This is a genomic window from Duganella sp. BJB476 (assembly GCF_003416895.1).
Classification (GTDB): Bacteria; Pseudomonadota; Gammaproteobacteria; order Burkholderiales; family Burkholderiaceae_D; genus Rugamonas.
Genome location: NZ_QVIO01000005.1, coordinates 13,449 through 27,475, shown reverse-complemented (window position 1 = coordinate 27,475; position 14,027 = coordinate 13,449). Strand labels below are relative to the sequence as shown.

The 14,027-nt window shown below is 64.8% G+C and carries 14 protein-coding genes; 12 read left to right on the top strand and 2 right to left on the bottom strand.

Annotated features, from left to right (window positions below):
• Positions 1 to 116: 116 nt before the first annotated feature.
• The gene (locus D0T21_RS19940) at positions 117 to 1,049 is read right to left on the bottom strand and encodes a LysR substrate-binding domain-containing protein (protein ID WP_116991100.1); all 933 of its coding nucleotides are present in this window, start codon (positions 1,047 to 1,049) and stop codon (positions 117 to 119) included.
• A 132-nt stretch (positions 1,050 to 1,181) separates the two neighbouring features.
• On the opposite strand from D0T21_RS19940, the gene D0T21_RS19935 reads away from it, so the two are divergent.
• Positions 1,182 to 2,402, top strand: a complete 1,221-nt coding sequence (locus tag D0T21_RS19935) for an HD-GYP domain-containing protein (protein WP_116991099.1) — start codon at positions 1,182 to 1,184, stop codon at positions 2,400 to 2,402.
• 12 nt (positions 2,403 to 2,414) lie between these two features.
• Here D0T21_RS19935 and D0T21_RS19930 read toward each other — a convergent pair whose 3' ends face one another.
• Positions 2,415 to 3,458 carry a GGDEF domain-containing protein gene (locus D0T21_RS19930; RefSeq protein ID WP_116991098.1) on the bottom strand — a complete coding sequence of 348 codons (1,044 nt, stop codon included), beginning with the start codon at positions 3,456 to 3,458 and terminating at the stop codon, positions 2,415 to 2,417.
• A 465-nt stretch (positions 3,459 to 3,923) separates the two neighbouring features.
• On the opposite strand from D0T21_RS19930, the gene D0T21_RS19925 reads away from it, so the two are divergent.
• The 11 genes from D0T21_RS19925 (at position 3,924) to D0T21_RS19875 (ending at position 13,977) form a co-directional block, all read left to right on the top strand.
• Positions 3,924 to 4,103 carry a Flp family type IVb pilin gene (locus D0T21_RS19925; protein WP_116991097.1) on the top strand — a complete coding sequence of 60 codons (180 nt, stop codon included), beginning with the start codon at positions 3,924 to 3,926 and terminating at the stop codon, positions 4,101 to 4,103.
• Between the two features lie 55 nt (positions 4,104 to 4,158).
• Positions 4,159 to 4,689 carry a prepilin peptidase gene (locus D0T21_RS19920; RefSeq protein ID WP_116991096.1) on the top strand — a complete coding sequence of 177 codons (531 nt, stop codon included), beginning with the start codon at positions 4,159 to 4,161 and terminating at the stop codon, positions 4,687 to 4,689.
• Positions 4,690 to 4,789: 100 nt separating this feature from the next.
• The gene (locus D0T21_RS19915) at positions 4,790 to 6,154 is read left to right on the top strand and encodes an ATP-binding protein (protein ID WP_116991095.1); all 1,365 of its coding nucleotides are present in this window, start codon (positions 4,790 to 4,792) and stop codon (positions 6,152 to 6,154) included.
• Positions 6,151 to 6,987: a Flp pilus assembly protein CpaB gene (gene cpaB / locus D0T21_RS19910; RefSeq protein WP_116991094.1), complete on the top strand. Its 837-nt coding sequence runs from the start codon at positions 6,151 to 6,153 to the stop codon at positions 6,985 to 6,987. The genes D0T21_RS19915 and cpaB overlap by 4 nt, the downstream gene beginning before the upstream one ends.
• Before the next feature lie 7 nt (positions 6,988 to 6,994).
• Entirely contained in the window at positions 6,995 to 8,500 is a 1,506-nt protein-coding gene (locus tag D0T21_RS19905; RefSeq protein ID WP_116991093.1) for a type II and III secretion system protein family protein, read from the top strand.
• A gap of 13 nt (positions 8,501 to 8,513) precedes the next feature.
• Positions 8,514 to 8,792, top strand: a complete 279-nt coding sequence (locus D0T21_RS19900; protein ID WP_116991092.1) for a hypothetical protein — start codon at positions 8,514 to 8,516, stop codon at positions 8,790 to 8,792.
• Between the two features lie 9 nt (positions 8,793 to 8,801).
• Positions 8,802 to 9,974 carry an AAA family ATPase gene (locus tag D0T21_RS19895; protein ID WP_116991091.1) on the top strand — a complete coding sequence of 391 codons (1,173 nt, stop codon included), beginning with the start codon at positions 8,802 to 8,804 and terminating at the stop codon, positions 9,972 to 9,974.
• Between the two features lie 23 nt (positions 9,975 to 9,997).
• Positions 9,998 to 11,350 carry a CpaF family protein gene (locus tag D0T21_RS19890; RefSeq protein WP_116991090.1) on the top strand — a complete coding sequence of 451 codons (1,353 nt, stop codon included), beginning with the start codon at positions 9,998 to 10,000 and terminating at the stop codon, positions 11,348 to 11,350.
• A gap of 4 nt (positions 11,351 to 11,354) precedes the next feature.
• Positions 11,355 to 12,332 (top strand): type II secretion system F family protein, encoded by a 978-nt coding sequence (locus D0T21_RS19885; RefSeq protein WP_116991089.1) that lies wholly within the window; start codon positions 11,355 to 11,357, stop codon positions 12,330 to 12,332.
• Positions 12,333 to 12,342: 10 nt separating this feature from the next.
• The gene (locus tag D0T21_RS19880; RefSeq protein ID WP_116991088.1) at positions 12,343 to 13,278 is read left to right on the top strand and encodes a type II secretion system F family protein; all 936 of its coding nucleotides are present in this window, start codon (positions 12,343 to 12,345) and stop codon (positions 13,276 to 13,278) included.
• Between the two features lie 9 nt (positions 13,279 to 13,287).
• Positions 13,288 to 13,977: a LytR C-terminal domain-containing protein gene (locus D0T21_RS19875; protein ID WP_158568026.1), complete on the top strand. Its 690-nt coding sequence runs from the start codon at positions 13,288 to 13,290 to the stop codon at positions 13,975 to 13,977.
• Positions 13,978 to 14,027: the final 50 nt, after the last annotated feature.

Below are 14,027 nucleotides of genomic sequence, written 5' to 3'. Positions count from 1 at the left end.
TTAAAAAACCCGCTTTGTAGCAGAGTATGGGCGCTAGTTGACGTATACGGAAATACGGATTGCCGATGGGGGTATAAGAAAAAGTGATGACTAAGGCGAGGTACGTGGGCGATGAGTCAGCCGATGGCGGTCGCGCCCGGCCAGGTGTCGCCGGCGCACAACTGCGCGCTCACTTGCTGCACCAGCCGGCTGACCGCCGCCGCGGCATTGGTCAGCGGAATGTTCTTGGAGGCGCACAACACCACCGTGCGCGAAATCGACGGGCTGTGGATGCGGTGGGAGCGCATGGCGCCGCGCTCCAGCTCGTCCAGGACAGGCGCCGACGGCAGGATGGTGGCGCCCATGTCGGCCAGGATGGCGGACTTGAGGATGGCGATGGAATTGATCTCGATGACGTTTCCCAGCGTCAGCCCGGCCTCGCGCGCCACGCTTTCGATGCGCGGGCGCACGCCGTGTTGCAGGCCGGGCAGGATCAGCGTGGTTTTCAGCGTCTGCGTCAATGTGAGTGCCTGCTCACCTTGCGCATAAGTCGCATCGGCGCGACAGATGAAGCGCAGTTCCTCCTCCACCAGCGGCGTGGTGGCGAACTGGGCCAGTTGACCGTCATCGAACAGCACGGCCAGGTTGACGCGGCCGGACTTGAGCTGCTCGCTCAGGTTGCCGGTCAGTTCTTCCGTCAGTTGCAGGGTAATTTCAGGATATTGGGCACGTGTTGCCGTCAAAAGCGGCAGCGCCAGCGCGCCGGAAATGCTGTGCGGCAGCCCCAGCGTGACGGCACCGCTGGGGCGCTCGGCCGACTGCGCCACGGCCGAGCGGGCGTCCGCCACCTGCTTGAGGATGGCTTGCGCATGTTCGTAGAAGATCTTGCCGGCATCCGTGCTGAGCACGCCTTGCGCCGAGCGGTGCAGCAACTGCACGCCCAGCTCTTCTTCCAGTTGCCGTAACTGTTGCGTTAGTGCCGGTTGCGCAACATGCAGCACCACGGCCGCCCGTGACAGCGAACCGTGGTCTACTATGGCTACAAAGTAACGAAGTTGGCGTAATTCCATAGTTTTTTGGGGTAGTGTTAGCCTAGACAAACAAATGGTAGCACCTGTAAATCTAATCCTGATGGGAAACTATTTGCTATACTGGCATCAGCGCTTTCCGCTGCTTCCAGCCTTTGAAAAGTGGGTACCAGTATGTTAAAGAAAGTCGACTCTTCGCAGCTAAAAGTGGGCATGTACATTCATGACCTGAGCTGCGACTGGATGACCCATCCGTTCGTCCGCAATCGTTTCCTGATCTCCAGCGAAGATGAAATCCGCAAGATCATCAACGCCGGGATCCATGACGTTGTCATAGACAGCGGCAAGGGACTGGACGTGCAGGACGCACCGACGCTGGACGAGGCGCAGGCGGCCACCGAACGCGAAATCGTCGAAATCGTCGCCAAGGCGCCCGTGATCACCCGCGTATCGCTGGGTGAGGAGATGAAGCGCGCGGTTCAGATCCGTCACCAGGCATCGACACTGGTACGCACCGTGATGCAGGATGCGCGCCTGGGCAAAGCCATCGAACTCGATCAAGTCCAGCCAGTGGTGCAGAATATCACCGAATCCATCTTGCGCAATCCGGGTGCGCTGGTCGGTTTGCTGCGCATCAAGAACAAAGACGATTACACCTTTTTGCACTCGGTTAGCGTCTGTACGCTGCTGGTTGCGTTCTGTCGTTCGCGAGGCTTCGATGCCGAAACCACCCACCAGGCCGGCCTCGGCGGCTTGCTGCACGACACCGGCAAGGCGCTGGTGCCGGACGCCATCCTGAACAAGCCCGGTCCGCTGACGGACGAGGAATTCGCCATCATCAAGCGCCATCCCCAGGATGGCTACAACATCCTGCTGCAATCGCCGGAAGTCGGGCCGATTCCGCTGGACATCACGCTGCACCACCACGAACGGCGCGACGGCAGCGGCTATCCGAACAAGCAAGCCAACGATGAAATCAGCGAATTGGCGCAGATGGCTGCGATTGTCGACGTGTACGATGCCATTACGGCGGACCGCTGCTATCACAAGGGCATGTCGGCGGCGGCGGCCTTGCGCAAGATCTATGAATGGAGCAAGTTCCACTTCAATCCGCAGTACGCGCAGGAATTCATGCGCTGCGTAGGGATCTATCCGGTTGGAACCATGGTGATGCTGGAGTCGGGACGCCTGGGTGTGGTGATTGAACCACACGAGACCAACTTACTGGCGCCCAAGGTCAATGTTTTCTTTAACACCAAGAAAAATCTCTACATCAAGCCGGAAACCATCGATTTGTCGCGTGGTCTGGGCTTTGGCGGCGGCGACAAGATCGTCGGCCACGAATCGCCCAGCAAGTGGAATGTCGATCCGATGCGTTTCCTGACCCTGGCCTGAGGCCGGGGGTTTTTAGAAGAACTCGGCGGTATCGTTGGATTCGATGGCTTGCAACATACCGCCATCGACCAGCTCGTCGTAGTGGCAGGCCAGGTTGCGGCCGTGGCTTTTCGCGTAGTACAGCGCCTGATCGGCGTGTCCCAGGATGATCACCGGCGCCTCCAGCGCGCTGATGCTGACAAACCCCACACTCACAGTCACCTTGCCCACTTGTGGGAAATCATGCGACGCCACGTTCATGCGGAAGCGGTCGATGATCTTCTTGGCGTTGTCCAAGGTGGTCGAACGCAGCAGTACGACGAATTCCTCGCCGCCGAAACGGAATACGCGGTCTTGCGCGCGGAACGAGGAGGTGAGCAGGTTGGCGATCAGGATCAGGACCTCATCGCCGTATAAATGGCCGAAACGGTCGTTAACGTGCTTGAAATGGTCGACATCGACCACCGCCAGCCATTGCTTTTCCTGCTCGTGGTGGCTGCGCCGCTCCGGCTCGCCCGGCAAGGTGAGGGCATCCTGCTCGGTGCTGGCGGCCAGCATCTTGGCCAGCTGGTCGTCGAAGGTCTTGCGGTTGAGCAGGCCGGTCAGCGAATCGCGTTCGCTGTAGTCCAGCAAGTTCTGGAAGTTGCGGTAGACGCTGACGATGCCGCCGATGACGTGGATGGTGTCGCTGGTGTACGGGGTCGGGTTGACGATTTCCAGGCAGGTGTCGGCCTTGTCGCCCAGCCAGATTGGCAGCCACAGCGTGTGCTCGCCCGCCTCGTTGGCGACGTCGGCGCCCGATTCGTGGGTGGCGATGCAGTGGGCCAGGGCCGGGAAGTTCTCGATGGGTTCGCCGGGATTGTGCAGGTCCGTGGTATCGACCATGCGCGCCGCTTCGCCGGCGCAGATGATGGCGCGCGGCCGCACGAAGGTCTTGCCCCTGACTGTGGCCAGCGTCAGTACGCGGGCCTGGCTGGCGCGGGCAAGCTCCTGCACCGCCGAGATCACGGAGATGTCGAGCATCGTGTGATCGCGGTGGCCGGTCATGTCCACCATGTGTTTCAGTAGGGAATCCATTTTCTTCTCTGGAAAATAATCACACAACCTTGTGTCTAGCCACGTTTGGTTCACGCCTATCAAGCCAATCTCTTTGATAGTCAGGCGCACAGTGAAGCTGCAACACGGGGCCTTTCCAAAGAACAGCTAAGCAGGATAATAGCTTTTTGCAATCAAGGCAATTCATGTGTGCGAAAAAAAACATTCCTTGCAACTGTATGCGACCTTTTTCCGACAGCTGGAACAGCCCTTCCAGCTTATCGGCCGGGAAACTGATGCAGTTTGACATAAGCCAGCCGTGAAGTGTGCTTCGCACGCACATTTTCATCATACCCGTAAAATAAATGCCGCATGGAAAACTTGCGTCACGTCAACTCTCGGAAAACTCCGATCCGTATAGTAGGCCTTAATGGCAGGGCACTGGCGATTTGATAGTCCGCCAACCGCGCCAGGGGTACTTTTTTGACTTAATCCAAGGAGTAAATCATGAACTCGCTTATTGCAGCTGCAAAGGTGTTTGCGCACGACGAAGACGGGATTACCGCCATTGAATATGGCTTGATCGCGGCGACGATGGTAACGGCGGTCAGCGCCGCCTTTGTCTTGTTGGGGCCGGCACTGCTCGCCGCGTTCACCAACATCGCGGCCAAGATCACCGTGCCTTAAGCAGCAGGCTTTCCAGCCGTAGTCGGCTGGAAAGCCTTTCATCGGAGAGACCGTCATGTTGAATGCGATCGAAGTGATATTGATCTGCCTGGTTGCGCAGGCGGCCGTGACCGATCTGGCCTTGCGCAAGATCCCGAATGTGCTGATCCTCAGCGGCCTGCTGCTGGCATTGATGCTGCACATGTTGGGTAACCAGCACTGGGCGCCGCTGACGCAATGGGTGGCCGGCAGCGTGGCCGGCCTTTTTTTATTCCTGCCCCTGTATCTGCTGCGCGGCATGGCCGCCGGCGACGTCAAGCTGATGGCCATGGTCGGCAGCTTCGTCGGGCCGCTGATGGCGCTGAAGGTGGCGGTGCTGGCCACGCTGATCGGCGGCTTGATGGGCCTGCTGATGCTGTTGTTTAACGGCCGCTGGCGCGACGGCTGGCGCAACGTGGTGACGATCTGCAAACCGCTGCTGCTGCGCAGCCTGGGCATGCCCTTGCAAGCGGTGCCGCTGGCGCCGGGCGCCAGCGTCGGCGGCATTCCCTATGGCCTGGCGATCGCGCTGGCCACCATGGCGATGCTGGCGTTCGCACATCGCTAATCGCTTGCTAGCCACGAATTTGCTGCGCGTCAATATCCACAAAACGTGGGCCGATAGACTTGATTCCTCAACGTAACTAATTCCACCGCTGGAGATCGCCATGCTCGCCGTAGAATCGCCTTCCACCGCCATCCATGCCGATCCCGCCGAGCTGTTGCCGGCCCAGCCCAAGACGGTGCGCGACAGCGGCTTGTCGCAACAGATCATCGTCGAACTGATCGCCAAGACCATCTTCATCAACGGAAAAATCCACCTGCCGGTGCTGACCACGCGGCTGCACCTGTCGATCAATGTGCTGCGCGAAGCGCTGGAGTTCATGGTGGCCGAGCATGTGGTCGAAGTGGCCTGGCGCGGCGAGTCGGACATTGACGTGCAGTACCAGCTGACGTCGGCCGGCCGCCTGCGCACCAGCGCCTGGATGGACCGCAGCCCCTACGTCGGCCCGGCGCCGGTGACGCTGGATGCCTACCGCGCCGTGGTCGAACGCCAGGCCGGCCAGGCGCCGCAGCTATGTGCCGAAGAACTGGCCGCCGAATTCGCCGACGACTTCCTCAGCCCCGCCGTGCAGCGCATGCTGGGCGCGGCCATGCATGCGGGCCGCACGGTGCTGCTGCATGGTCCATCGGGCAGCGGCAAGTCGGTGCTGGCGCGCCGGCTGGGGGACCTGCTGCAAGGCGTGATCGCGGTGCCGCATGCGCTGGTGGTGGGGCAGGAGATCATCCAGGTCTACGACGCGCTGGTGCACCGCGCGCCGGCGCCGCCGCATCTGCGCCAGCTGCGGCAGGCGCAGGAACGCCGCAGCAGCGATCCGCGCTGGGTGCTATGCGCGCGGCCCGTGGTGGCGCTGGACGCCGACCTGAGTGCCGACATGCTGGAGCTGCAGGCGGACAGCCATAGCGGCTGTTATCGCTCGCCGCCGCAGCTGAAGGCCAACAACGGCTTGCTGATCGTCGATGACCTGGGCCGGCAGCGCATGGCTGCCGCCGATCTGCTGAACCGCTTCTCGCAGGCGCGGGAACTGGAACGCAGCCAGCTGGCGCTGGCCGGCGGCTATCACTTCAGTGTGCCGTGCCGCATGCAGCTGGTGTTCGCCACCAGCCTGGCGCCGGAGGCGCTGCTGGACGCGCCGGCGTTGCGCCGGGTCGGCTACAAGATTCCGGTCGGGCCGCTGGATGTGGCCAACTACCGCACCTTGTTTCGCCAACAGTGCGTAGCCGCCGGCGTGGCGTTCGACGAGGCAGCGCTGCGCTACCTGATCGAAGAGCTGCATGCAGGCGCCGGCCTGCCGCTGCTGGCCTGCTACCCTCGCGAGATCATCGGCCGCATCAATGATTTCGCCGGCTTCCTCGGCGAGTCCGCGCGCGTCAGCGTGGAGACGTTGGAGCAAGCCTGGATCAGCATGTTCGCCACCGGCGTTGCGGCGCCGGCCGACGCCATCGACCAACTGCAACGGCACATAGCATGAACAACCGTCGCGCACTGATGATGATGGCGCTGGCCATCGTACTGGGACTGGTGGCGGTGGTGCTGGCCTCGCGCTGGCTGCTGCGCCAGACGCCGGCATCGGCCAACAAGATCATTGTCGCCGCCACCGATGTGAACCTCGGCCAGCGGCTGACGCCTGAGATGTTGAAGGCGATCGACTGGCCAGCCGACAACCTGCCTCGCGGCGCCATCCGCGACGGCTCCAAGCTGGTGGGACGCGTGCTGAAAACCAGCGTGCTGCGCGACGAGCCTTTGAGCGAGGCCAAGCTGGCGCCGGCCGGCACGCTGGGCGGCTTGTCGGCGCTGATCTCGGAAGGCAAGCGGGCCATCACGGTGCGCGTCAATGACGTGGTGGGCGTGGCCGGCTTTGCGCTGCCGGGGAATTTTGTCGACATCCTCGTCAACACGCAGGCCGCCGCCACCGGCAACGAGAACGCGATTTCCAAGATCGTGCTGGAACGGATACTGGTGCTGGCAGTGGCGCAGGAAGTGGGACGCGACGAAACCAAGCCGCGCGTGGTCAACGCCGTCACGCTGGAGGTGACGCCGGCGCAGGCCGAGAACATCGACCTGGCGCGCAGCGTGGGCACCTTGTCGCTGGTGCTGCGCAACCAGGTCGATCCGCGTCCGGGCGTGACGGGCGGCGCGACCAAGACCAGTTTGCTCGGCATCGCCAGGCCGCCGGTGGCGCCGCCGGCGGAGACGCCCGCCGCCGTCGCCAAGCCGCGCGCGCAGTTGGCGCAGGCCGCGCCGCGTGCCCGCGCCTGCGTCGGCGTGATCGCCGGCGTGCAGCGCACGCAGGAATGCTTGTGAGCCGCCCATGACGACGCTACGACGCGCGGCGCTGTTGTTGGCGATGGCTAGCTTCGGGCCGGCCGCCATCGCCGCCGCACTGCCCTCCGCAGCCGTGCCGGCTGTGGCGCCGTCCGGCGCCGCCCCCGTCCGCGCCGGGACGGAGGCGGCGCAGCCAGTGCAGGGTCGCGACACCGGAAACCTGCGGTGCAGCGGCCAGGCCGCCACGCCGGGCAGCCTGACGCTCGCGCTGGGCAAGTCGACGCTGATGCGCATGCCGGAAGCGGTGCAGGCGCGCAGCGTCGGCAATCCTGCCGTGCTGCAGGCGATGCTGGTGGCGCCGGACACGCTGTATGTGGTTGGCGTCGACATCGGCAGCAGCAATATGATCGTGCGGGGCCGCAGCGGCGTATGCAATGTTATCGAGGTGGTGGTCGGCGTCGATCCGGTGGCGCTGCAAAGCGCGCTGGCCGCGCTGATGCCCACGCAAAAAGACATCCAGGTCAGCGCCGCCGGCGATACGCTGGTCCTCAGCGGCACGGTCGACGACGCGCAGACCGCCGCCCGCGTGCTGGAGCTGGCGGCCGCATTTGTGCGGCGTCCGGCGCAGGCGCTGGAGGCGGCCAAGGGCGACAAGGGCGGCGCGGCGACGCCAACGCCGCCGGCATCGGCATCGGCGGCCGGCGGCGCCGCGCGCATCGTCAACTTCCTCAACGTCGGCGCGCCGCAGCAGGTGATGTTGGAAGTGAAAATCGCCGAGGTCTCCAAGACGCTGCTGGACAAACTGGAGACCGGGCTGTCGCTGAGCTTTGGCGGCGGCAGCTGGAGCACCACGCTGGCGTCGAACTTCATCAGCGGCACGCTGAAAGGCCTGCTCAGCGGCGGCAAGGCCACGGGCAACCACGTCGGCATCTCGGCCGAAAAGCAGGATGGCCTGGTGCGCATCCTGGCCGAGCCGACGGTGATGGCCATCAGCGGCCAGGAAGGCAGCTTTCTGGCGGGCGGCAAGATCTTCATCCCGGTCGCGCAGGACAACAACAAGATCACGCTGGAGGAAAAGGAGTTCGGCATCGGCCTGCACTTCACCCCCACCGTGCTGGCCGGCGGCCGCATCAACCTGCGCGTGGCGCCGGAGGTGTCGGAGCTGTCGCGCGAGGGCATCGGCATCTCGGCAGCCGGCTTCTCCGGCGGCGCCATCCTGCCGCTGATTACCACGCGCCGCGCCGCCACCACGGTGGAACTGTTCGACGGCCAGAGCTTCGCCATCGGTGGCCTGATCCGCAACACCCAGACCACCAACATCCACGGCCTGCCGGTGCTGGGCGAGCTGCCGGTGCTGGGGGCGCTGTTCCGCAGCAGCGACTTCCAGCAGGACCGCACCGAGCTGCTGTTCGTGGTGACGCCGCACCTGGTCAAGCCACTGCCGCCGAACTACCAGCTGCCGACCGACAGTGTCACCACACCGAGCCGCGCCCAGCTCTTCCTCGAAGGGCGCATGGAAGGGCCTCCGGCCCAGAGTACCGAGCACAAATAAACGGGATACGACGATGCGATACCTACTTAGCCTGCCGCTGGCATGCACGCTGGCCTCCTGCGCCCTGCCATTCACGCCCACCACGCCGCAATGGGATCGGCACTTCGGCGACGTCGCCCGCGCCACGCTGGCGCAGCAGGTGATCGACGCCGACGCCGGCCGCAACCGCGACCCGGTGGCCGGCATGGACGGCCGCGCCGCGCACGCCGTTTTTGAGCGCTACCAAAAGGCCAGCAGCGATCCCGCGCCGCAGCCGTCGGCATTTACCATCGGCGTCAGCGGCGCCAAGTGAGGAGCGACCATGAAAGCACTGATGATCAGCAGGGACAGCCTGTTGCACGCCGAAGTCGCCGCGCAAGGCTCCGCGCGCATGCCCGCCGTGCAGCTGGTGGCGTCGCGCAACGGCCTGCGCGATGCGGTGGAACGCCAGCTGCCGGAGCTGCCGGAGCTGGTGATCGTCGACGCCAGCGATGTGGCGCCGGACGAGGCGGAGCTGGTCGAGCGCCTGAGCAAGCTGTATCCATCCTCCTCCTTCATGCTGCTGACGCGCGAGCCGCAGCAGGACCTGCTGATCCGCGCCATGCGCGCCGGCATACGCGAAGTGCTGCAGCTGCCGCTGGTGCACAGCGCCTTCCATGAAACGATGAGCCGCATCGAAGTGGCGGCCGGCGTCAGCCAGATGCGCGAGGGGAAGGTGCTGGCCTTCATCTCCTGCAAGGGCGGCAGCGGCGCGACCTTCCTGTCGACCAACTTCGGCTACGCGCTGGCCGCGCTGGCCGACAAGAAGGTGCTGCTGATCGACCTGCATGGCCAGTTCGGCGACGCCACGCTGTATGTGTCGGACCAGAAGCCGGCGATGACGCTGTCCGACATCTGCGCGCAGATCAGCCGCATGGACGGTTCCTTCCTCGATTCCTGCCTGGTGCACGTGGCGTCCAACTTCGGCGTGCTGGCGGCGGCCGACGATCCCAATCACGCGGTCGACATGAAGCCGGAGCACATGGACACCATCCTGCGCGTGGCGCGCCAGCACTACGACTTCATCGTGCTCGATGTGGGCCGCCAGATCGACGCCATCTCGCTGCGCGCGCTGGACCAGGCCGACACCATCCACCCGGTGCTGCAACTGGCGCTGCCGGACATCCGCGACGGCCGCCGCCTGCTGGACATCTTCCGCTCGCTGGGCTATCCGAGCGAGCGTATCCGCCTGATCGTCAACCGCTACGAAAAGGGCGGCAAGCTGCGGCTGATGGACCTGGAGCAGGCGCTGGGCGCTGAGGTGGTGCACACCGTGCCGAACGATTATCTGTCGGCCACCGATTCGGTCAACCAGGGCATCCCGGTGCTGCAGCTGTCGCGCAGCAGCGCGGTGGCGCGCAGCCTCGCCGAGCTGGTGGAACTGGTGACGGCGCGCCGGGTGGCCGAGAGCAAAGGCCTGTTCGACCGCCTGTTCGGCCGCAACGAGAGCGAGTAGGAACAACCACAGCGGAGAATGACATGAGCTTACGCGAACGACTGGCGACGGCGGACGACAACCGCCAGGGCATGATTATCGGCGGCCTGCCGGGACTGGCGGCATCGGCCTACCAGGAGCTGAAGAAGAGCATGCACCAGACGATACTTGACCGTATCGACCTGGAACGCCTGAAGCGGCTGACGCCGGAGCAGTTCAAGCACGAGCTGGCGCTGCTGGTCCAGCGCATCATCGAGGAAGAGCGCATCGTGCTCAATCAGCACGAGCGGCATAGCCTGGTGCTCGACATCCAGCACGAGATGCTGGGCTTCGGGCCGCTGGAGCCGCTGCTGGCCGATCCCGGCGTGTCCGATATCCTGGTCAACACCTGCGCCAAGGTCTACGTCGAACGCGCCGGCCGGCTGGAGCTGACCGACGTCACCTTCAACGACAACGCCCACCTGATGAAGATCATCGAGAAGATCGTCTCGCGCGTGGGCCGCCGCGTGGACGAATCCAGCCCGATGGTCGATGCGCGGCTGCCGGACGGCTCGCGCGTGAACGCCATCATTCCGCCGCTGGCGATCGATGGCCCCATCCTGTCGATACGGCGCTTCGCGGTCAATCCGCTGACGGTGCAGAACCTGCTCGACTACCGCAGCCTGACGCCGCCGATGATGGAGGTGCTGAAGGCGCTGGGCCAGGCCAAGGTCAACATCCTGATCTCCGGCGGCACCGGCAGCGGCAAGACCACCATGCTGAACGTGCTGTCCGGCTTCATCCCGGTGGCGGAGCGCATCGTTACCATCGAGGATGCGGCGGAGTTGCAGATGCGCCAGCCGCATGTGGTGCGGCTGGAGACGCGGCCGCCCAACATCGAAGGCAAGGGCGAGGTCAATCAGCGCTCGTTGGTGCGCAACGCGCTGCGCATGCGGCCGGACCGCATCATCCTCGGCGAGGTGCGCGGGCCGGAGGCGCTGGACATGCTGCAGGCGATGAACACCGGCCACGAAGGATCGCTGGCCACCATCCATTCGAACACCCCGCGCGACGCCTTGTCGCGGCTGGAGAACATGGTCGGCATGACCGGCTTGAACCTGACCCCGCGCGCTACGCGGCAGCAGATCTGCTCCGCCGTGACGGTGGTGATGCAGGTGTCGCGGCTGACCGACGGCACGCGCAAGCTGGTCAGTCTGCAGGAGATCACAGGCATGGAGGGCGACGTGATCGCCATGCATGAGATCTTCCGCTACGAGCAAAAAGGCGTGGATGCGAACGGCAAAGTGTTGGGCCACTTCTCCGCCACCGGCGTGCGGCCGCGCTTCGCCGACCGCTTGCGCATGTTCGGCGTGCCAGTGGCCGATTCGGTGTTCGACCCCGACAAGATCTACGAGTAGCGGCATGGATGCGATCTTCTCCGCCTTTGCGGTGCTGCTGTTCGCCGCCGTGATCCTGATGATCGAAGGCGCCTGGCTGTGGTGGTCGGGCGCGCACGGAAGCGGCGCGCGGCGCATCTCCAAGCGCCTGCGGCTGATGGCGGCGCGCGGCGAGCGCGGTGGAGAGCGGATCGATATCCTCAAGCAGCGCAGCTACAGCCGCAATCCGGCGCTGGAAAAAATCCTGCGCCGCTTCCGGCACCTCGCTTTGCTGGACCGCCTGCTGCTGCAAGCGGGCGTGCGCTGGTCGGTGGCGCAGTTCCTCGGTTGCGTGCTGGTGTTGCTGGCGCCGGCGCTGATGCTGCCGGCCATGCTGGACTTGCCCGCGCTGGCGGCGAGCGGCATGCTGGCGATGATACTGTCGCTGCCCTGGGCGCTGTTGATGCGCACGCGGCGCGCGCGCCTGGTCAAGCTGGAGGAGCAATTGCCGGAGGCCGCAGATTTTCTCGGCAGGGCGCTGCGCGCCGGCCACTCCTTCGCCAACGTGATGCAGATGGTGGGCGAGGAAATGCCGGAGCCGATCGCCGGCGAATTCAAGTTCGCCTACGAAGAGATCAACTACGGCGTGCCGATGAACGAAGCCTTGCACAACCTGGCGATGCGCGTGCCGCTGACCGACTTGCGCTACCTGGTGATCGCGGTGCTGATACAGCGTGAGTCCGGCGGCAACCTGGCCGAAGTCCTGGGCAACATCAGCCGCCTGATACGCGCCCGCCTGCGGCTGCTGGCGCAGGTGCGCGTGATGTCGGCCGAGGGACGGATGTCGGCGTGGATACTGGGCTTGCTGCCGCTGGGCGTGCTGGCGCTGATGATGGTGACCAACCCCGCCTACGTGAAGGTGCTGTGGACCGATCCGGCCGGCGTGACGCTGACGTGGTACGCGTTGACGATGGCGGCGGGCGGCGTGCTGTGGATGCGCAAAGTGATACGCATACGGGTTTGAGGAGCGCGGCATGGATATCCGGCAGATAGGTTTTCTCGTTATCGTGTTCGCGGTGGTGGTGGGCGTCGCGCTGGTGGCGCTGCTTGGTTTTTCATCGGTGCCGATACGCGAGCGGCTCATTGATTTTATCGGCAAGTCGGAATCGTCGGCGCCGGTCGAAGGGGGCTGGATAGAGAAGGTCGCGCAGGCGGCGCAACCGTTTTCGCGGCTGTCGCTGCCGGAGGAGGGTTGGGAACGTTCGCCGCTGCGCACCCGCTTCATGAACGCCGGCTGGCGCGGCGCGTCGGCGCCGTCGCTGTACTTCGCCGCCAAGACGCTGTTGGCGTTGGGGCTCCCGGTGTTGCTGGCGGGGCTGGGCGCCGCGGCGCTGGAGCACACGCTGAACCGGGGCTTCATCTACCTGCTGCTGATGACGGCGGCCATCGGCTACTACCTGCCGAACGTCATATTGACGCGCAAGGCGGCTACCCGCTGCCGGGACATCTTCGAAAACTTCCCCGATGCGCTGGATTTGTTGACCGTCTGCGTGGAAGCGGGCCTGAGCCTGGAACGCGCCATGGCCAAGGTGGCCGGCGAGATCCACATCAAGAGCGCGGCGCTGGCGCAGGAGCTGCAGCTGGCGTTGATGGAAATGCGCGCTGGCTTCAGCAAGGAGAAGGCCTTGCGCAACCTGGCCTTGCGCAGCGGCGTCGACGATGTCGATACGCTGGTGGCGATGCTGATACAGTCGGAACGCTTCGGCACCAGCATGGGCGAATCCCTGCGGGTGCACTCGGACAACCTGCGCGCCAAGCGCAGCATGATCGCCGAGGAAGCCGCCGCCAAGATCGCGTTGAAGCTGCTGTTCCCGCTGATCTTCTGCATTTTTCCGACCTTGATGCTGGTGCTGATCGGCCCCGCCGGCATACAGATTTACCGCACGCTGCCGAGCATATTGGGAAAATAGGAGGCGATGATGAAACGTACACTGGGCGCCGCATGCACCGGCGCGTTGCTGATGGCGTGCGGCGGCATGGCCCCGGCGCCCGCGCCGGTGGTGGAGCAGCAGACCAGCGCCGTCACCGCGCTGGAGCAAGCCTGCCTGCTGGAGCCGACCGACGCCTCGCGCTGGGAGCAGCTGGGCGCGGCGCTGGAGGCGGGCGGCGAACGCGAACGGGCGGTGACCATGTTCCGGCAAGCCGCCACGCTGCGCGCGCATGACGTGCGGCGCGACTACGCGCTGCTGAGGGAAGGCGCGGCGCAAGCCAGGGCCGTCGTCGACGCCTCGATGCCGCGCACGGAAGTGAGGAAGATCGGCGCGGCGCTGGTGGAAGTGCTGCGCGTGGCCGCAAGCGTTGAAACGGCGCCTGCGGCGCAAGGCGTCAAACTGGAAATCAGCAACGGCAACGGCGTTGCCGGCGCCGCCGCGCGGCTGGCACGCACGCTGGACGCGGAAGGCATCAAGGCCACGCGCCTGACCAATGTGAAGCCGTTCGTGGTGCCGACCAGCCGCATCGAATATCGGCGCGACCAGCTGCTGCTGGCGCAGACGCTGGCGCAGCGACTGGGCCTGGCGCTGCAAGCGCAAAACGGCAAGCCGGTCTACGCCGACATGCGTATCGTGCTGGGACGCGACGCCATAAAAAAAACCGTCCGGGAGGAGTGAGCCTCGCGGACGGTAAAAACACACCCATGTGTTTCCTGCTGCGGACTACC